General features: G+C 65.2%; 15 protein-coding genes. 7 read left to right on the top strand and 8 right to left on the bottom strand.

Features of this window, described 5'->3' with window-relative positions; translation table 11 throughout:
* Position 1: 1 nt before the first annotated feature.
* The 4 genes from HGI46_RS02815 to HGI46_RS02800 all read right to left on the bottom strand — a co-directional run bounded on the left by HGI46_RS02815 (position 2) and on the right by HGI46_RS02800 (position 2783).
* Complete coding sequence (locus tag HGI46_RS02815; protein ID WP_168902990.1) at positions 2-907, bottom strand: hypothetical protein; 906 nt, start codon at positions 905-907, stop codon at positions 2-4.
* 13 nt (positions 908-920) lie between these two features.
* Positions 921-1337: a hypothetical protein gene (locus HGI46_RS02810; protein ID WP_168902989.1), complete on the bottom strand. Its 417-nt coding sequence runs from the start codon at positions 1335-1337 to the stop codon at positions 921-923.
* An 82-nt stretch (positions 1338-1419) separates the two neighbouring features.
* On the bottom strand, positions 1420-1947 hold the full coding sequence (locus HGI46_RS02805) for a DUF4402 domain-containing protein (protein WP_168902988.1): 528 nt from the start codon (positions 1945-1947) through the stop codon (positions 1420-1422).
* A gap of 560 nt (positions 1948-2507) precedes the next feature.
* Positions 2508-2783 (bottom strand): HU family DNA-binding protein, encoded by a 276-nt coding sequence (locus tag HGI46_RS02800; protein ID WP_039336287.1) that lies wholly within the window; start codon positions 2781-2783, stop codon positions 2508-2510.
* Positions 2784-3140: 357 nt separating this feature from the next.
* Here HGI46_RS02800 and HGI46_RS02795 point away from each other — a divergent pair, with 357 nt between their 5' ends.
* The 4 genes from HGI46_RS02795 (at position 3141) to HGI46_RS02780 (ending at position 9707) form a co-directional block, all read left to right on the top strand.
* Positions 3141-4319 (top strand): efflux RND transporter periplasmic adaptor subunit, encoded by a 1179-nt coding sequence (locus HGI46_RS02795; protein ID WP_240946532.1) that lies wholly within the window; start codon positions 3141-3143, stop codon positions 4317-4319.
* Between the two features lie 6 nt (positions 4320-4325).
* Complete coding sequence (locus HGI46_RS02790; protein WP_168902986.1) at positions 4326-7463, top strand: efflux RND transporter permease subunit; 3138 nt, start codon at positions 4326-4328, stop codon at positions 7461-7463.
* On the top strand, positions 7460-8860 hold the full coding sequence (locus HGI46_RS02785) for an efflux transporter outer membrane subunit (RefSeq protein WP_168902985.1): 1401 nt from the start codon (positions 7460-7462) through the stop codon (positions 8858-8860). The genes HGI46_RS02790 and HGI46_RS02785 overlap by 4 nt, the downstream gene beginning before the upstream one ends.
* Before the next feature lie 73 nt (positions 8861-8933).
* Positions 8934-9707: an SDR family NAD(P)-dependent oxidoreductase gene (locus tag HGI46_RS02780; protein ID WP_168902984.1), complete on the top strand. Its 774-nt coding sequence runs from the start codon at positions 8934-8936 to the stop codon at positions 9705-9707.
* Positions 9708-9736: 29 nt separating this feature from the next.
* Here the strand turns inward: HGI46_RS02780 and HGI46_RS02775 are convergent, their stop codons facing one another.
* A complete protein-coding gene (locus HGI46_RS02775; protein ID WP_240946531.1) occupies positions 9737-11836 on the bottom strand; it encodes a protein-disulfide reductase DsbD domain-containing protein in 2100 nt (699 codons plus the stop codon).
* A 66-nt stretch (positions 11837-11902) separates the two neighbouring features.
* On the opposite strand from HGI46_RS02775, the gene HGI46_RS02770 reads away from it, so the two are divergent.
* From HGI46_RS02770 to HGI46_RS02760, 3 genes are all read left to right on the top strand, one after another.
* A complete protein-coding gene (locus tag HGI46_RS02770) occupies positions 11903-13588 on the top strand; it encodes an alkaline phosphatase family protein (RefSeq protein WP_206065483.1) in 1686 nt (561 codons plus the stop codon).
* Complete coding sequence (locus HGI46_RS02765; protein ID WP_168902983.1) at positions 13585-14802, top strand: UbiH/UbiF/VisC/COQ6 family ubiquinone biosynthesis hydroxylase; 1218 nt, start codon at positions 13585-13587, stop codon at positions 14800-14802. Before HGI46_RS02770 ends, HGI46_RS02765 begins: the two co-directional genes overlap by 4 nt.
* A 221-nt stretch (positions 14803-15023) precedes the next feature.
* Positions 15024-15659, top strand: coding sequence for a hypothetical protein (locus HGI46_RS02760; RefSeq protein ID WP_168902982.1), 636 nt, complete (start codon positions 15024-15026; stop codon positions 15657-15659).
* 88 nt (positions 15660-15747) lie between these two features.
* On the opposite strand, the gene HGI46_RS02755 is transcribed toward HGI46_RS02760, so the two are convergent.
* The 3 genes from HGI46_RS02755 to hemC are packed head-to-tail and all read right to left on the bottom strand — an operon-like array spanning position 15748 to position 18334.
* Positions 15748-16683, bottom strand: coding sequence for a mitofilin family membrane protein (locus HGI46_RS02755; protein WP_206065482.1), 936 nt, complete (start codon positions 16681-16683; stop codon positions 15748-15750).
* 29 nt (positions 16684-16712) lie between these two features.
* Positions 16713-17402, bottom strand: coding sequence for a uroporphyrinogen-III synthase (locus tag HGI46_RS02750; RefSeq protein ID WP_206065481.1), 690 nt, complete (start codon positions 17400-17402; stop codon positions 16713-16715).
* A complete protein-coding gene (gene hemC, locus HGI46_RS02745) occupies positions 17399-18334 on the bottom strand; it encodes a hydroxymethylbilane synthase (protein WP_168902981.1) in 936 nt (311 codons plus the stop codon). Before hemC ends, HGI46_RS02750 begins: the two co-directional genes overlap by 4 nt.
* Between the last annotated feature and the right edge of the window lie 35 nt (positions 18335-18369).

The following is an 18369-nucleotide window of genomic DNA, read 5'->3' as shown; positions in this document are numbered from 1 at the left end:
TTCAGGGGGCGGTGTAGCTTCCGCTGGCGATCTCGACCGGCTTCTTCCCGTCGTCGGCGCTGTAGGTGGCGGTCACCACTTCGCCGCGCTTGAGCGGGCGGAGCAGCGGCACGAGGGCCTGGCGCTCGTCAGCTTCCGGGTAGACTGCGATGCCTCGCGCCACGCCGACAACTTCCTTGGCCGTGCGCAGTTCGAGATTGCCGTAAAGCGAAGTCGTGCCCTTGCGCTGCAAGGTGACTGCAAGTGCAGGGCCATCGCGCGTGGTGGCGGGCGTTATCGCGCCAATTCCGCCGGTTGCATCGGGCGTGCCGCCCCGCACGATCAGCGGGATCGAGATGCCGAAGACCGACTGAATGCGAAGAACCAGCTCACCCTTTTCGGCGGCGGCGGCCTGTTCGGCGGTCAGCCCCGCATCGGCGGGCGGCACCGTGGTCACGGTGAGGTGGGTGCGGTACTCCGCAGTCGTGCCGGTGTCGGCCAAGGTGGCACGAACGCGGATCGTCTTGCCCTGGCCCGGCGGCAGGATCAGGCGGCTGGGCGCGGCGAGCACGAAAGGCTTGGCCGATCGCACTTTCGCGCCAAGTCCCTCGGCTCCACGTTCTGCGAGGCGGCTCATCGGCACGATCTCGCCAGAGGGCAGCATGGCATTGTCGACCAGCGCCACGTCAACCGTCACCGGGGTGGTGCCCTGGTTGAATACGTAGACCGCTTCGGTGCGCTTGGTGGAATCGAAGATCACGCGGCGGGGCGTAATGTTGATGTTGGCCGCGGCCGCCTGGACCGGGACGGTCACCTGGGTGTCCTGCGCCTTGGGCGCGGTAATCGGCAGCGGTGCCTGTTGTGCAGCCGCCATTGCAGGCGCCAGCAAGGTCAGGAGGCCCGGCATGATCAGGAGGTTGCGCTTCATGGCTCTATGACCCTCAGTTGAATTGCGCGAGGAACAGGATGGAACGATCGCCTGGAACACTGCCGCGTATTGCGCCGCGCAGGAGTGCGTCGGATGATGCCGGTTGCAGCAGATCGATGCGGTAGACGCCGCTCGCCATGACCAGAACGCCGCTGGCGTCACGGGGCATGCCCTTCTGGCCCGGCTTGCGCGGTGACATCAGCACCGAGACCGAGTCTCCCGCATCGCCATTGAGGAACACCGCGGAAACGGCGTCGCTCAGGATGTCGAACGAGAATCCGGCGCCAACCGGTTCGAGGATGACCACGGCCGCCTCTGCCGATGCGGGTGCGGTGGCAGCATGGGCAACCGTTGGCGAGGCCATGGTCGCGCAAGCAGCGAGGAGCGCCTTGGCAATCTGCCCGATGCGAACCTTCGATCCCGCGTCCATGGCTTGTCCCCCTCTCGCCGACGGTTGCCGTCTGCCTCGGGGAGTTGCCGCGCAGTTGCGGCAATGCTCCCCTGAAGCTCCATCACTGATAGGTGACAGTTACCGTGAAGTTGCCGGTGTAGGCACCCGAAGCCTGGGTATCGGGCAGGCTGAACTGGCCGCCGACGTTGAGCGTGGCCGATCCAGCGGCGGCCAGTGCGCCCGAAAGCGTCACGGTGTTGCCGAAGTCGGGCAGCAGCGTCACCGGAATGGTGTTGGTGCCGCTGGTCAGGTTCACCGTTGCCGGGATCGAGGTGGTGACGGATTGGCCACCTTCGCCATCGACAGTGAACTGGGCGCGGCTGGTCGTGCTGGCGAGCGCCACGGCGCCGCTGGCGGCAACAACCGAGTTGCCGGTGTTGGCGAGCGTGACCGTACCGGTGCCGCCCGTGCGGGGGCGCACGATGCGACCGAAGGCAAGGTCGCTGTTCTTGGTGATCGTCAGCGGACGGACGATGGTGACCGACCCCGTTGCAGTGGCACTGCTGGTATTTGCGGCGCTCTGGGCGAAGGCAGAACCTCCGGCCAGAAGCCCGGCGGCGATTGCCGCGCTGGCAAGCAACTTCTTCATCTCAATTCCCCTATCCAACACTCCGGAGCTACCGGAGTTGTCCCGAGAAGGATCGTGCCGGATGTTGCACAAACCTTTGCCGGCGAACTGGCCGGACAAGGGGATTTCCTAGGTAGAGCGCCCTAAGCAATGGTTAATTCTGACCGGCCTCAGGCGGGGCCTGAGTTGGCGGTCGTTTACCAACATAAAAATGGAAATTCGTTTATATTCAGCGGCATCTGCGGGATTTTAGCGCGATGCAAGGGCAAGTTTAACAGGATTTAATGTTGTGACTTGGGGGCTTTGCCCAGATGGTCGTTAACTAAAGTGATTAATGGCTCATCCCGTCCGCCAAGGTTGCTGGATAATCTACGGCAGGGCTCCTTGGCCCTGATGAGGACGTGACGGGACGGTGCGGCGTGCCGGCAGGATCGGATGGGGTTCTGGAAGCGGATGCCGGTTCGACCGTCTGAACGGGATCACGGCTTCATCGCCGGATTACCGGCGTAATGCTTGCGGGCCTTGTGCCCAGCAGGATGTGGACCCGGCGCCCGCAGGGGCAGGCGCCGGTCCGGAACGGATCAGCCGTTCAGCTTGTCCTTGACCGCCTTGGCAGCCGAGAAGGTCAGCTTGTTCGAAGCTGCGATCTGGATGGTGGCGCCGGTCGAGGGGTTACGGCCTTCACGGGCCGGGGTGTTCTTGACCTTGAACTTGCCGAAGCCGTTCAGCGAGACTTCCTCGCCCTTCGCGGCTGCGTCGGCGATCGCGGCAAACACGCCATCGACGACCTTGCGGGCGTCTGCCTTCGAAAGGCCGTGGCTTGCTGCGATGGTATCTGCGAGGTCGCTGTTGTTCATTGTCCTGATGTCCTCTGCTGGAAAGGGACGGCACGGCTAACGCAAGCAGAACCGCGAAAGCCATGGCCTGCAGCCGTCTTTCCACCGAATTTCGCGCGCTACCAGTGATTTTGCGGCGATTTTGGACTTGCACTGCGACGAATCGGAGATTTCGAGGAACTTCAAGGCCAGTTGTAACTTTGTGTCGCAGCTTTTGCACTTGCCCATCAAGGGGCGTGCGCCAAGGCGGCAATCTGCTAGACACGGGCCGGAAACGCATCTCGCACTTGCAGCACGGATGGCGCCGCGCAGGGCGTGATTCGCGATTTTGCTATGGCCGGTGCGATGGAACGATCGAGATTTCGAGAGAGACTGTCCTTGTCGTCGACCAACCGCTTTGTATTTGCCCTGCCTATCGTTGTTGCCTCGGCGCTGGCGCTCTCGGCCTGCGGTTCTGCCGACGCGCAGAAGGAAAAGCCGACGCCGGTCGTCGGTGTCATGGTGGCAAGAACCGAGCCGGTTGAACTGACGACCGAACTATCCGGTCGCACGGAAGCGTCCGAGATCGCCGAAGTGCGCCCGCAGGTGGCAGGCCTTGTCACTGCGCGGCTGTTCCAGGAAGGCTCGTTCGTGCGGGCCGGGCAGCCCCTCTACCAGATCGATTCCCGGCTCTATGCCGCCAGCCAGGCGCAGGCCTCGGCGTCATTGGCCGCCGCGCAGGCGACGGTGGAGGCCAACCGTCTCAAGGCCGAACGCTTTGCCCTTCTGGCGGAGCAGGGCGGGGTAAGCCGGCAGGAAGCGGCAGATGCCCGCGCGGCCTACAACCAGTCACGCGCGGCAGTGGGACAGGCGCGGGCCGCACTTTCATCGGCTCAGGTCAACCTCGGCTTCACCCGCGTCACCTCGCCGATCAGCGGACGCATCGGCATCTCGATGGTCACGAAGGGCGCTTTGGTGACGAACGCCCAGGCCACACCCATGGCCAAAGTGCAGCGGCTCGATCCGATGTACGTCAACATCAAGCAGTCGGGGGCTGACTTCATTGCGCTGCGTCGCGCGATCGAAAGCGGCAAGCTCGTTGCCGGAGCGGCACCGGTAACCGTGATTCTGCCCGATGGCAGCACCTATCCGGTGGCAGGCAAGCTCAATCCGGCTGACATCGACGTCGATCCTGAAACCGGGACGATCACCGTGCGCGCCGTCGTGCCCAATCCCAAGGGCGACCTCTTGCCGGGCCTGTTCGTGCGTGCCCGGGTGGGGCAGGGCACGGTGCCCAACGGCATACTCGTGCCTCAGGCCGCCGTCAGCCGCGATCCGCGTGGCCGGGCCAGCGTCCTTGTCGCCAATGCCAAGGACGAGCTTGAGAAGCGCGATGTCGTTGCCGACAATCCGGTGGGGCAGAACTGGCTGGTCACATCAGGATTGAAGCCGGGCGACCGGGTGGTGGTCGAAGGTCTGATCAGTGCCCGCGAAGGGCAGAAGGTCAAGGTGGTGCCGGCTGGTTCGAAGCCTGAAGCCCAAGGGCCAGCGGCATCCGAAAAGAGCGGCGGGAACTGATCGCGGATGATTTCCCGGTTCTTCGCCTATCGCCCGATCTTCGCGTGGGTTCTGGCCATCGTCATCATGGCCGCCGGCTTGCTGGCACTGCGCACCATGGGCGTGGAGCAATATCCCGATATCGCGCCGCCAACGGTTTCGATCAACGCGACATACGGCGGCGCCGACGCCTCGACGGTCGAGAATTCGGTCACCCAGGTCCTCGAGCAGCAGCTCAAGGGCCTCGACGGGATGCTGTACTTCAGTTCGACCTCGTCGAACGGTTCGGCAAACATCACCGTCACCTTCGACAAGGGTACCGATCCCGATACCGCGCAAGTCCAGGTCCAGAACGCGATCTCGCGCGCCGTGAGCCGACTGCCAGCGGTGGTCCAGCAGCAAGGCGTCAACGTCAACAAGGCGCAGTCCGATCAGCTGATGGTCGTCTCGATCTACGACAAGACGGGCCGCGCGACCAATTCCGACATCTCCGATTACCTTACCACGCACTTCCAGGACCCAATCTCGCGCGTGGAAGGCGTCGGCAGCACGAACGTCTTCGGCGGCTCCTTCGCCATGCGGGTCTGGCTCGATCCCTTGCGGCTGGCGGCGGTGCAGTTGATGCCGTCCGACGTGACAGCGGCGCTTCAGGCGCAGAACACGCAAGTTGCCGCAGGCGAAATTGGCGCCAATCCTGCGCCGGAAGGGCAGCGGCTCAATGCCACGGTCACCGCGCGCTCGCGCCTTGAAACGCCGGAGCAGTTTGCGAATGTGGTCGTGAAGACCAATGTCGACGGCTCAGTGGTAAAGCTCAAGGACGTCGCCCGGGTCGAACTGGGTGAGGAAAGCTACGGCGCGCTCAGCCGGTTCAACGGCATGCCCGCCACCGGCCTTTCGATCAGCCTCGCCTCAGGCGCCAATGCCACCCGCACCGCCGATCTGGTCAAGGCCAGAGTGGAGGAACTCTCGGCCGACCTGCCCGAAGGCTATGCCGTTGCCTATCCGCGCGACAGCTCGATCTTCGTCAAGCTTTCGATCGAGGAAGTCGTCTGGTCGCTCTTCGAAGCAATCGCGCTGGTCGTGGTGGTGATGTTCGTGTTCCTGCAGAACTGGCGCGCCACCCTGATCCCGGCAATTGCCGTTCCGGTCGTCCTGCTCGGCACTTTTGGCGTGCTCTTCCTGTTCGGTTACACGATCAACACCTTGACGATGTTCGGCGTGGTTCTGGCCATCGGCCTGCTGGTGGACGACGCCATCGTCGTCGTCGAGAATGTCGAGCGCGTGATGCACGAGAAAAAGCTCGGTCCGCTCGAGGCGACGGTCAAGTCGATGGAGGAGATCACCTCGGCGCTGATCGGCATCACGCTGGTGCTGACCGCCGTGTTCGTGCCCATGGCGTTCTTCGGCGGATCGACCGGCGCGATCTACCGCCAGTTCTCGGTCACTATCGTCTCGGCCATGACGCTTTCGGTGCTGGTGGCGCTGGTGTTCACGCCAGCCTTGTGCGCCACGCTGCTGAAGCCCGTGGCAGATCACGAAAGGCCCAAGGGGCGCTTCTTCAGCGCGTTCAATTCGGGCTATTCCGGTCTTGAAGGGCGCTATCGCAAGCGGCTGGCCCGGGTCGTCGCGCGTCCTCGCGCCTGGATGATTGCCTTCATCGGCATCACCATCGCGATGGTGGTGCTCTATGTGCAGCTGCCGACCAGCTTCCTGCCCGATGAAGATCAGGGCAACATCTCGATCAGCTACCAGTTGCCGGTGGGCTCGACCTCGGAGCAGACCCGTGCCGTGGCGATGGGCATTTCGGATTACATCCGCAAGGCCGAGGCCGACAACATAAAGGCGGTTTTCGTGGTCATGGGCCGCGGACAGTCCGGATCGGCGCAGAATGCCGGGCAAGGCTTTATCCTGCTGAAGGACTGGTCCGAGCGAAAGGGTGCCGAGAGGTCCGCCTCGGCCATCGCCGAACGGCTCAACGCCTACTTCCGCAAATCCCGTGATGCGCAGATCTTCATCCTCAATCCGCCGCCGATCCGGGGCCTTGGCAGCTCATCGGGCTTCGAAATGTGGTTGCAGGATGCGGCCGGCGCAGGCCGCGAGGCGCTTACCGCAGCGCGCCGCCAGCTGACCAAGCTGGCAGGCGAAGATTCGCGCATGGCGCAAGTCCGGTTCAGCGGCCTTGAGGACACGCCGCAATTGAAAGTGGACATCGATGACGATGCGCTGACCGCTTTCCAGATTGCGCCAGCCAGCGCCAACTCGACGCTGTCGATCGCCTGGGGCGGGCTCTACGTGAACGACTTTGTCGATCGCGGCAGGGTCAAGCGTGTCTACGTGCAGGGCGATGCGCCCTATCGCGCCAAGCCGGCAGACCTTGGCCAATGGTTCGTGCGCAGCAACAACGGCGAGATGGCGCCGTTCTCGGCCTTCGCTTCAACCCGCTGGACACAAGGGCCGGTGCGGCTTGACCGCTTCAACGGCATTGCTGCCCAGCAGCTTCAGGGCAGCGGCGCGCCGGGGGTTAGTTCGGGCGATGCGATGAAGATCATGGAGGAAAACGTCGGCAAGCTCGACGGCAACTTCACCCCGGCGTGGAGCGGCCTGTCCTATCAGGAGCGCGCGGCATCAAGCCAGTCGGTGCTGCTCTATGCGGCTTCGATCTTCTTTATCTTCCTGTGCCTCGCCGCGCTTTACGAAAGCTGGTCGGTGCCGGTGGCAGTGCTGCTTGTCATCCCGCTGGGAATTGTCGGCGCGGTGCTGGCGGTTACGCTGCGCGGCTTCGACAACGACATCTATTTCCAGGTGGCCCTGCTGACGACGATCGGCTTGTCCGCCAAGAACGCGATCCTCATCGTGGAGTTTGCCGAGTTCGCCATGGCCCGAGGCGCCAGCGCCATCGACGCTGCGCTGGAAGGGGCGCGTCTGCGCCTGCGGCCGATCATCATGACCAGCGTGGCCTTCATCGCCGGCGTCATTCCTCTGGCACTCGCCGATGGCGCGGGCGCGAATGGGCGGCAGGCGATCGGCACCGGCGTGATGGGGGGGATGATCTCGGCAACCGTGCTGGCGATCTTCCTTGTGCCGGTGTTCTTCGTGGTGGTTAAGGGCTGGGTCGCTGGCCGCAAGAACCGGCGTAGGCCTCTTGCTGCAGGAGAACCGGCATGAAGCGGCGGGTCGCATTGGTGGCGCTGCCTGCGCTGGCATTGAGCGCATGCAATTTCGCGCCGAGGTACGTGCAGCCCACGCCGCCAGTGCCGCAGTCCCTGCCTCAGGGCGGGGTCTATCCAGCATTGGCCGGAGCTGAAACTGCCGTCGATGCGCTTGGCTGGCGCGACTTCTTCGTCGATCCACGCCTGCAGCAGGTCATCGCCACGGCTCTGGCCGAGAACCGCAACCTGCGCGCCACTCTGGCCAATGTCGAGCGGGCGCGGGCGCTCTACCGCGTGGATCGTGCGGCGCTGTTCCCCATCGTCAACGCTTCTGGAACGCTGTCGGCAGTGCAGGGAACCGCGGGCCGGGTGACCGACAATTTCCTCGTCCAGGCCGGGACGAGCGCCTACGAGATCGACTTGTGGGGGCGCTTGCGCAATCAGAGCCGCAGCTCGCTCGAGACCTATCTTGCCACCGAGGAAGGCCGCAAGGCAACGCAGATCGCTTTGGTCGCCGAGGCGGCGAGCGCATGGCTGTCCTACGCGGCGACGGCCGACGCCCTGCGCATTGCCGAGGACACCGTCGCCTCCCGTCGCCGCACGCTCGACGTGAACGTGCGGCGTGAAGCCAATGGCATCGGCACCAGGCTAGAAGTCGCCACGGCGACGACTGCGCTCAACAGCGCCGAGGCGGCGGTTGCGGACTTTCGCACCAGCCTTGCCCAGGCGCGCAATGCGCTGGATCTTATCGTCGCAAAGCCGCTTGCCGATGACCTACTGCCGACGACCCTTGGGACGGGCGACCAACTGCGCGATGCCCTGCCGGTCGGGCTTTCGTCCGAAGTCCTGTTGCGTCGCCCCGACGTGCTTGCGGCCGAGCACGACCTGAAAGCCACCTATGCCGACATCGGCGTGGCCCGCGCTGCCTTTTTCCCGACCCTTTCGCTCACCGGCCTGTTCGGCTTTGCCAGTGCCGGGCTCACCAACATCTTCAACAGTGGCGAATTCCAGAAAACGGTGAACGGCTCACTGCGGCAGCGCATCTTCGATGGTGGCGCCACGGCCAGCAACCTCGCCGCAGCCAAGGCGTCGCGCGATGCAGCGCTGGCCTCCTACGAACGCACAATCCAGACTGCGTTTCGCGAAGTGGCCGATGCACTGGCGCGGCGCGGGACGATTGACGAAAGCATCCGTGCCCAGTCCTCGCTTGAGGCCAATGCGGCCACCGCCTATCGCATCAGCCAGTCGCGCTATGACGCGGGCGTCGCCAATTACCTCGAACCGCTCGATGCGCAGCGCACACTCTACAATGCGCGGCAGTCGCTGATCTCGGCGCGGCTGATCAAAGCGGCGAACATGGTCGAACTCTACCGCGCGTTGGGTGGCGGACTGGTGGAAAGCACAGGGAAGTGATTGCCCCGGCGAAAAGCGGGTTGCCAGATTTAACCATGCGCTTAAATGGTTCGCGCCATATCGGGAGAGAACCATGGAAGCCCCACGTTATTCGCTCGCAGGCCGCGTTGCGCTGATCACCGGGGCGTCATCGGGCCTCGGTGCACACTTTGCCCGCCTCTACGCAACCGCCGGCGCATCGGTGGTCATCGGCGCGCGCAGGGTTGAGCGCGTGGCCGCCCTTGCCGACGAGATCAACGGTCAAGGCGGCAAGGCACTCGCCGTTGCTCTCGACGTGACCGACGAAGCTTCGATCGTCGCGGCCTTCGATGCGGCCGAAGCCGGTGTCGGCGTGCCCGATGTCGTCGTCGCCAACGCCGGCATCGTCGAAGCGGGCCGCTCGATCGATCTGCCGGCCGAAGCGATGCGCCGGGTGGTCGATACAAACTTCAACGGTGTCTACCTGACAGCGCGCGAAGGAGCGCGGCGGATGATCGCGGCGGGATCGAAACAGAGCGAGAAGGGCCGGATCATCCTTACCGGATCGATCACCGCGCAGATGACCGCCACCGGCGATGCCGCATATGCGGCCACGAAGCTCGCCGTGCAGCACCTCGGCCGCCAATTCGCCCGCGAATGGGCACGCCTCGGGATCAACGTCAACGTGATCCAGCCCGGCTACATCCGTACCGAGATCGACGGCGAATGGTTCGATGGCGAAGGTGGCAAGGCCCAGATCGCCTCATGGCCGCGCAAGCGCCTGACCGACATCACCGCGCTGGACGACATGATGCTGTTCTTCGCCTCGGACGCATCACGACAGGTGACCGGCACCTTCATCTCGGTGGATGACGGGCAGAGCCTGTAATACCAAGCTGTGCAGCTTGTTATAAGGGCTTATTCCCCGACGAGTTCGACCAGCATGTCCTTGGTCAGCACCTGCGGCAACTGGCGCGGCTCGCCCCCGCCGTTGGGATACCACAGGTAAAGCGGCACGCCCGCGGCGCCATGGCTTGCCAGGAAGCGCGTGATCTTCGGGTCGCGCCGCGTCCAGTCGCCCTTCATCACCATCACGCCACGGAGGCGGAAGGCAGCGTCGACCGTGCTTGTCTCGATCGCGGCCTTCTCGTTGACCTTGCACGACAGGCACCAGTCGGCGGTGAAATAGAGGAAGATCGGCATGTAATTGGCCCGGGCATCGGCCAATACCTTCTCGTCAAACGGCACCGAGCCGAGCATGTCTTCCTCAGGGACCACTTCCGTGCTGGCAAGGCGTGGCGCGCCGATTGCGGCGAGGGCAATCATAACCGCCGCCGCCGGAGCCATCCACCGCAGGGTCGACCGCCCGCCGCGCTGCACCTGGCCCACGCGCCACAAGGCGATGACCAGCACGATGGCGAGAGCCAGCAAGACGGCCGCAAACACCTCACCGCCAAGGCGTGAGGCGAGCCAGAGCAGCCCGGCTGCGGTCAGCGCCATCGGGATGGCCATGATGCGGCGGAAGCGCTCCATCCACTTGCCCGGCTTGGGCAGCAGGCGCCGCAGGGCAGGAACGAAACCAATCAGCAGGAACGGCAGGGCAAGGCCAACCCCCAGCGCAGCAAACACGCCCAGCGCGGCCCATGTCGGCAGGACCAGCGCCGCGCCCATTGCTGCGGCCATGAATGGTCCGGTGCAGGGCGTGGCGACGAAAGCCGCAAGCAGGCCGGTGCCGAATGCTCCCGAATGGCCTGCACCACGCTCGACCGAAAGGCCGGGGAGTTCGTAAAGGCCGGCGAAATTGGCCGTGATCGCAACCGCCAGCAGCAGCAGCACCGCAACCACGCCCGGCTCCTGAAGCTGGAACGCCCAACCAACCTGCTCTCCGCCCGCCCGCAGCGCCAGCATCACCCCGCCGAGCAGCAGGCAGGCCAGCACGACACCTGCCGTATAGGCCAGGCCCTCGCTGCGGGCATTGTGCGAATTGCCGCGCGCCAGCGCCAGCGCCTTGAGGCTGAGGATCGGGAACACGCAGGGCATGACGTTGAGGATCAGCCCGCCCAGGAATGCACCGAACAAGGCGAACGCCAGCGTCGCTGCGGTGAACGTCCCTTCGCCGCCGACTTCGTCACCGCCCTCCGGCACGGCTCCGCGGGCCGAGGCGAAAGCGATGCCGCCGGCATCCTTGCCCATCGCCAGCACCCCTTCGATCTTTTCAGCCGGGGCGGGTGATTTGGCCATCGGCACTTCCACCACCAGCGTATCGCCGTTGCGGAAAAAGCGCTGGGCGGCGGCGTAGTCGATAATCCGCTCGGTCTTGAGGAACAGGTGCGGAGCATCAAGCGGGGCCGAGGCAGGAAACGGCAGGGCAAGGCGCAGGGTCTGGCCCGTCACCGCGAAAGTGCCCGGCCGGTCCAGCGGCGCAGGCATCGTCGCGCGCCAGCCCTCGAAGCGCTTGTCCCCCGCGCCGCTCCCGACCGTAACCGTGCCCTGCAACTCGGCGCGTTCGGGCACGCAGATCTCGTTGGTGCAGACCAGCCACTGCGCCTTGACGCTGATCGGCAGAAGTGTGCCCGGCGTGGCATCGGCGGGAAGCTTGAGCGGCACCAGCACGGCATAGTCGTGCTCGTACACGTGGTTCATCAGCCCCTGGATGACCAGCGTCTGCGGCACCGGAAACTGCATCGCGCCGGTGCTGGCGCCGTTGGGCAGGGCCCAGTCGAGCGTCAGCCCGTAACCGGCATCGCCGGGGTTGGACCAGTAGCCATGCCAGCCTGCCTCGGGCTGCATCAGCAGGGCAAGGGTGACAGTGCCGCCGGGCTGCGCCGGACCTTCGGCAATCAAGCTTGCGCGCATGTGGTTGGGCGCGGCTTGCGCATGGGGCACGGCCCATAGCAACAGCGCCGTCACAAACATCGCTATGATGCGCAAGGTCTTGATCCCGGCCAGTTCGCGTATCGGCATCAGGGCGTTACCGGTTCCATCTGGCCCCTTGAACAGGAGCGCCCGGCGGGCCATGCGTAGCGCTCTTGGGCGTCCTACGGCTGGCCTTCCCTTGAGTCCAGTGTACGTGCCCACAGGAGTATGTTTCGCGTGAAGACCCTTACCCGTTACGCCGCCGCTGCGCTCGCTTGCACTGCCCCGATGGTTCCCCTCGCGGCGCAGGAGGCCTCGCCCGCGCCCGTGGTCAGCCAGCAGGTCCCGGCCGGCGCGCCGAAGCTGATCGTCGCGATCTCCATCGACCAGTTCTCCGCCGACATCTTCGCGCAGTATCGCCAGCACTTCACCGGCGGTTTCAAGCGGCTGACGCAAGGCGCGGTATTTTCGGCTGGCTACCAGAGCCACGCCGCGACCGAGACCTGCCCCGGCCATTCGACGATCCTCACCGGCAACCGTCCCGCCCACACCGGCATCATCGCCAACTCGTGGATCGACCAGAGCGTCACCACCGGCCCGAAGGTCGTCTACTGCGCCGAGGACGTTGCGAAGCGCACGGCGGGATCGCGCGACTACGTCGCCTCGCCCGTCCATCTGCTGGTGCCGACGCTGGGCGAGTGGATGAAGAAGGCCAATCCGGCCGCGCGCAACATCGCCGTTTCGGGCAAGGATCGCGGCGCGCTGATGATGGGCGGGCACGATATCGATCAGGTCTATTGGTGGAAGGGCAAGCAGTTCGTCACGCTTGCCGGGCGCGAGCCTGGCCCGACGGCAATTGCCCAGAACGCCGAGATCGACCGTCTCCTCGCCAAGGGCGCGGGCGAGTTTCCGCTGCCGGCCTATTGCCGTCGCGCCGATCGCGCGGTGCAGGCAGGCGACGTTTCCGTCGGCAATGGCCACTTCGCGCTGAAGGCCGGTGAGGCCGAGCAGTTCCGCGTCTCTCCCCGCCTCGATCGCGCCACGCTCGACCTCGCGGTCAAGCTGGTGGACGAACAGAAGCTGGGCCGGAACGCGGTCCCCGATATCCTGTCGGTAAGCCTCTCGGCCACTGACTATGTCGGCCACGCCACCGGCACCGAGGGCGCGGAAATGTGCATCCAGTTGACCCAGCTTGACTTGGCGCTCGGCGATTTCCTCGCCAGCCTCGACAAGCGCGGGATCGACTACGCCGTGGTGCTCACCGCCGACCACGGCGGTTTCGACATTCCCGAACGCCTGCACGAACAGGGCCTTGAAAAGACCTCGCGCGTCGGCCCTGAAGTTTCGGCAGAGGCCCTGTCGGCCACGCTCGGCAAGCGCTACGGGCTCGATCCAAAGGGCCTGATCCTGTCGGACGGGCCGGCCGGCGATTACTGGCTGCGCAAGGACCTCGACGTCGGCCTCAAGGGCAAGATCATCGACGATGCCAGCGCGATCCTGATGACCAGCCCGTTCGTGGAGAAGGTCCTCTCCGCCGCCGAAATCGCCGCAACCCCGATGCCGCACGGCTCGCCCGAAACCTGGACCCTGGCCGAACGCGCCCGCGCTTCGTACAACCCGCTGCATTCTGGTGACTTCGTGGTCATGCTCAAGCGCGGCGTGGTCGCCATTCCGCAGGCGCGCAAGGGTTATGTCGCCACCCACGGCAGCCCGTGGGACTATGACCGCCGCGTGCCGATCCTGTTCTGGCGCAAGGGGATGACCGGCTTCGAACAGCCCAGCCCTGTCGAGACGGTGGACATCGCCCCCAGCCTTGCCGCACTGATCGGCCTCAAGACCCCCCAAGGGGCATTTGACGGACGCTGCCTCGATCTCGATGGTGGCGCGGCAAACACGTGTGGAGCATCGAAGTGAACGAGTCGCAGGCTGACGTCGTTATTCTGGGTGGTGGCCTCGTCGGGATGACGCTGGCCATCGGCCTCGCCAAGGCGGGGATCACCAGCCACGTGGTCGACAATTCGGACCCTGCGGCGCAGACCGCCGAGGGGTTCGATGGCCGCGCCTCGGCGATCTCGACCGCCAGCTGGAACCTCTACACCAACCTTGGCATGGCCGAGGAGCTGGCGCCGAAGGGCTGCCCGATCGAATCCATCGCGGTGACCGACGGGATGAAGCCGGGCCGGATCGACTTCAAGCCGGGCGAGGGTGACGGCTCATTGGGCCGCATGTACGCCAACCGCGATCTGCGCATTGCCATGTATGGCGTGGCGGCGCGGGAAGAGGCGATCACCTTCCACCCCAACAGCCACGTCGTCGCCCGCGAACGCGGCGAACACGGCGTTTCGGTCACGCTTAAGGATGGGCGTATCCTGAAGGGGCGGCTCATGGTCGCCGCCGAAGGGCGCAAGAGCCCGACGCGCGACGAGGCCGGGTTCACGCCCGCGAAGTGGGACTACGGCCACCGCGCGATCATTGCCGGCCTCACGCATGAAAAGCCGCACGGCAACGTTGCATGGGAAGTGTTCTATCCGGCAGGCCCCTTCGCGCTGCTGCCGCTGCTTGATGAACATGGCAAGCACCGCTCCGCGCTGGTCTGGACCGTTGCCGAGAAGGACGCCGCCGCCGTGCTGGCCATGCCCGAGGCGATGTTCCTGAACGAAGTCGCCAGCCGCATGCACGGCATCTTCGGCCAGATCGAACTTGCCAGCCCGCGCTCGTCCTATCCGCTCAACTTCCACCACACCGCGCGCATCGTCGAGGACCGGCTGGCGCTGGTCGGCGATGCCGCGCACGGCATGCACCCCATTGCCGGGCAGGGCCTCAATGTCGGCCTGCGCGATGTCGCAGCGCTGGTCGAGGTGCTGTCCGACGGCGTGCGCCTTGGCCTCGACGTGGGCGATGCGCAACTCCTCGCCCGCTACGAACGCTGGCGCGCCGCCGACACCTTCATGGTCGCGACGGCAACCGACGTGCTAACCCGCCTGTTCGGCATCCCCGGCAAGCTTCCCTCGGCGGTGCGGCGTCTCGGCATGGCCGGCGTGCAGCGCGCCGCGCCATTGAAACGCTGGTTCATGGACGAAGCGCGCGGGATGAGCGGAGACCTGCCGAAGCTGCTGCGCGCGGCGTGAGCGTGGGGGATTAACCCCATCACCCGCCACCCCATTATCGTCATCCCGGGCTCGACCCGGGATCCCGCTTTTCTCTTGGCCCAGCGCTGAAGTAGAGAAGCGGGGTCCCGGATCAAGTCCGGGACGACGGGTTATGGGATTGCAGCACTGCGACTTGGATGGCTGCTTTGGGGTGGTGAGCGGACATTGCGCCGGTGCTGAATTGTTGCCAAAATTGGTAGATGGCAGAGACCCATAACAAAATCGTCGCTAGCGCCGCGAAGTCGTCGCTGGGTCCGCTCGGCTTCGTTCGCAAAGGGCGATCTCGGACATGGATAGCAGACCATAGTTGGTGGGCCTCTGTGGTCGAATTTCAGCCAAGTTCATGGAGCAAAGGAAGTTACCTCAATGTGGCAGCACATTGGCTATGGTCAGATCAAGAGCATCTGAGCTTTGACTTTGGGGGCCGAATTGATGGGTATGTGGAATACGGGTCAGATGCACAGTTTTCAGTAGCCGTCGCTGCCTTGGCCGAGCGCGCTGCAAATGAATCGCTCCGGCTGGCTCAAATGTTCGTTTCTCTGCCTGAAACAGCAAGGCTTCTTCTAAGCAAAGTTCGCGAAGGTTCCGATAGTGGATGGGGGGCCTATCATGCCGCTGTTGCTGCAGGTTTGGCTGGCTTCCACGACGATGCCAACGAGATGTTGGCACGCGTAGCAAACGGATTTGCATCGCCCGATTCCGCCTTGGCACTGGCGACCAAGCGCATCTCAGCGATTGGAGTTGAGACAGAAAACTTTTGCAATGAGGTGCGCTCACTGATTGGAGCCCATCGCGCCGCCTTGCGATTGCCCGCCCTGTCAGCCTTGCCATTCTAATGTCCGCAACGGCGTCGTATCCTGAACGGCACCTCTTGTTGTGAAAATCGGAAAAGCGGACTCAGCTACCGCCCCAAACTAAAACCACTTAAATCTGCGGCGTAGATCCCGCCGGTGGGAGCGGCGGCACTGCAGGCGAAGCACTTGCCGACGGCTCGGGCGCAACCGCCTGTGCAGGCGCGCTCACCGGCTGCGCACCCATCAGCGCTGCCGCCTCAAGCTGATCCAAAGCCCGCTGCGTCGCCATGTAATCACGCGCGCGGACCAGCCAGTCTTGCGCGGCGTCGTGGCCGGGCATCTTTTCGACTTCTGCCGCAGCGGCCTCGATCTTCCCGCCCGCGAGGTACGCGCGGGTGCGTTGCAGGCGGCTTTCGGGCGCGGGCGAGGGGGAATCGTCGTGGCGGATCACGAAGAGGTCGGACAACTGGCGGCCGAGCCAGTCGAGCGTGCCTTCATCCGCCTTGCCGCCGACCAGTTCGGGCGCGAGGAGTTCGAACTGTTCGCCAAGCTGCGCCAGCGTGACCGGCGCGGCGCCTGCGGCAATCACGCGGTCCACCGCCGCGCCCTGCGTGGTGCCGAAGCGCGCGCGCAACTGTGCCTCGATCCAGCCGAGGGGTTGGCCGCGCTCCAATGCGCGGCGCGCGGCGAAGGCGAGCAGCAGCGATTCGGCGTGGGTGGCGTTGCCCGACGCGGCAATCGCTTGCTGGTTCAATTCGGCCAGCCGCTGTTCGAGCATGGCGATCCTGGCGGCGGTACTGTCAATCTGCGCTCCGATCTGCGCCTGCGCTGCCGCAGTCTCGGCGGCGGACGGGCCGGGAGCAGGCTCGGTGGCAGGCGAAGTAACCAGCTGCGGCAGGCCCGAGCTGTCCATGCGCACGTCGATCAGGCCGTTATGCCATCCCAGCCACGCCGCACCGGCAGCACCCGCCAGCAGGCACCCGGCGACCAGAGCAGCGATGCCGCGGCCGCCTATGCCGCTCCTTCGCGGGCTTTGCCCCCGCGCGCTGTAAACCAGATCCTCCATGCGTTTTCGCTTGTCCTGTCGCCCCGATGTCACACTGTCTGGCACATCCGCGCGCCGAGTTCCAGAACCTCCTTGTCGGTCCTGCCGGCAGCCACTGCGACTGTGCCCCAGCCATTGCCAGCGAGTTCCGCTATGCGTGGGGCCAAGCATGCCAGATGGAGACTTTCCTTGGAGATTCCAAGTCTTTCGCATTCCTGGGCGAAATGGCTGGCCGCTTCGCCGGAGTGCAGCAGCACGACCGCACCGCGATTCAGGGAGGTTTGGAGCGCTGCAGAAACTGCCCGTTTCCGGGACGCGTAAGTTACAACCGTGACGATTCGCACCCCCTCGGGCGGGGTCAGTGTCACGCGATCTTCACCTGCGATTCGGATGTAATTCCCGGGCGGCAGCGTGGCGACAACCGGCTGCAATCCGCCTTCGCCGACGCGCGCCACGGCAAACCCGGCAGACCGTGCCGCCGCCGCCGTCGTTTCCCCCACCGCGATCACCGAAACATCTGCAAAGGCCGCCAAACCCACCCCGCCATGGCGAAACACGTTGGCGCTGCCGGCAAGGATGGCGTCAAAACGCTCGTCCGGCACGTCCCAGTCCACCGGTTCGATCTCGAAAAGCGGCGCGGCGATTGGTTCCAGCCCCAACGCGCGCGCTACCGCGCAGGTTGCTGCATTCCCCGGCTCGGGCCGGATCACCACCAGCGGCAGCGGGTCAATTCGGGTCATTCGCCGGAGAAGTGCACCGTCACGGATTCCGGCGCCTCTGACAGCAGGCGATGGGCCAGCCGCTTCGGACCCTCGCCATCGGCGGGCGCGAACGTCTCGCTCGCCTCGATCCGCTCTGCCCCGTCCGGGCTGTAGATCGCGGCGCGCACGGTCAGCGAACTTTCGTGGTGCGTGGTCAGCACCGCAATCGGGCTGTGGCAATTGCCGCCCAGCGCCGCCAGCAGCGCGCGCTCTGCCATGACCGCCTGATGCGTCGGGCGGTCGTCGATGGCTGAAAGCCAGCCGCGCACGTCATCGCTCGCCACCAGGCATTCAATGCCGATCGCGCCCTGCGCCGGCGCAGGCAGCCATTCGAACTCCGATAGCGGCGTGCCGACGCCAGTCTCGCCCAATCGCTGCAATCCGGCAGCTGCCAGCAAGGTCACGTCCGCCTCGTCCGCCTGCAATTTCGCCAGCCGCGTGGCGACATTGCCGCGAAAGCCGACGATCTTGAGGTCCGGCCGGGCGTGAAGCATCTGCGCGGCACGGCGCGGCGCGCTGGTGCCGACGCGCGCGCCGGGCGGAATGGCATGGATGGAGGCCGCACCAACCAGCACGTCACGCACGTCGGCGCGGGGAAGAACGGCGGCGATGCAGAATTCTTCAGGCCGCAGCGTTTCCACGTCCTTCATCGAATGGACCGCGAAGTCGATCTCGCCTTCGAACAGCCAGGCGTCGAGTTCCTTGGTCCACAGCGCCTTGCCGCCGATCTCGGCCAGCGGCCGGTCGAGGATCTTGTCGCCGCTGGCGGTGACCGGCACGATCTCCACCATGCTTTGGTCCCAACCATGGGCGGCGCACAGTCGTTCGCGGGTTTCCTCCGCCTGAGCCATGGCGAGCGGGGAGCGGCGGGTTCCGAGCCTCAGCGGCTTCTGGGGAGTGGCTGTGTTCATGCTTTGCTTGCCGTAACGGGGATTATCATTAGAGG

The sequence above is a fragment of the Novosphingobium sp. ERW19 genome (assembly GCF_012641315.1).
Classification (GTDB): Bacteria; Pseudomonadota; Alphaproteobacteria; order Sphingomonadales; family Sphingomonadaceae; genus Novosphingobium.
Note: the sequence above shows the minus strand (reverse complement) of the source record. Positions and strands in the feature narration are given on the sequence as shown.

Excerpts from the sequence above, each read along its gene's own strand:
- HGI46_RS02815 (WP_168902990.1), bottom strand. The coding sequence starts at position 907 with ATGAAGCGCAACCTCCTGATCATGCCGGGCCTCCTGACCTTGCTGGCG.
- HGI46_RS02810 (WP_168902989.1), bottom strand. The coding sequence starts at position 1,337 with ATGGACGCGGGATCGAAGGTTCGCATCGGGCAGATTGCCAAGGCGCTC.
- HGI46_RS02805 (WP_168902988.1), bottom strand. The coding sequence starts at position 1,947 with ATGAAGAAGTTGCTTGCCAGCGCGGCAATCGCCGCCGGGCTTCTGGCC.
- HGI46_RS02800 (WP_039336287.1), bottom strand. The coding sequence starts at position 2,783 with ATGAACAACAGCGACCTCGCAGATACCATCGCAGCAAGCCACGGCCTT.
- HGI46_RS02790 (WP_168902986.1), top strand. The coding sequence starts at position 4,326 with ATGATTTCCCGGTTCTTCGCCTATCGCCCGATCTTCGCGTGGGTTCTG.
- HGI46_RS02785 (WP_168902985.1), top strand. The coding sequence starts at position 7,460 with ATGAAGCGGCGGGTCGCATTGGTGGCGCTGCCTGCGCTGGCATTGAGC.
- HGI46_RS02780 (WP_168902984.1), top strand. The coding sequence starts at position 8,934 with ATGGAAGCCCCACGTTATTCGCTCGCAGGCCGCGTTGCGCTGATCACC.
- HGI46_RS02775 (WP_240946531.1), bottom strand. The coding sequence starts at position 11,836 with ATGGCCCGCCGGGCGCTCCTGTTCAAGGGGCCAGATGGAACCGGTAAC.
- HGI46_RS02770 (WP_206065483.1), top strand. The coding sequence starts at position 11,903 with ATGTTTCGCGTGAAGACCCTTACCCGTTACGCCGCCGCTGCGCTCGCT.
- HGI46_RS02760 (WP_168902982.1), top strand. The coding sequence starts at position 15,024 with ATGGCAGAGACCCATAACAAAATCGTCGCTAGCGCCGCGAAGTCGTCG.
- HGI46_RS02755 (WP_206065482.1), bottom strand. The coding sequence starts at position 16,683 with ATGGAGGATCTGGTTTACAGCGCGCGGGGGCAAAGCCCGCGAAGGAGC.
- HGI46_RS02750 (WP_206065481.1), bottom strand. The coding sequence starts at position 17,402 with ATGACCCGAATTGACCCGCTGCCGCTGGTGGTGATCCGGCCCGAGCCG.
- hemC (WP_168902981.1), bottom strand. The coding sequence starts at position 18,334 with ATGAACACAGCCACTCCCCAGAAGCCGCTGAGGCTCGGAACCCGCCGC.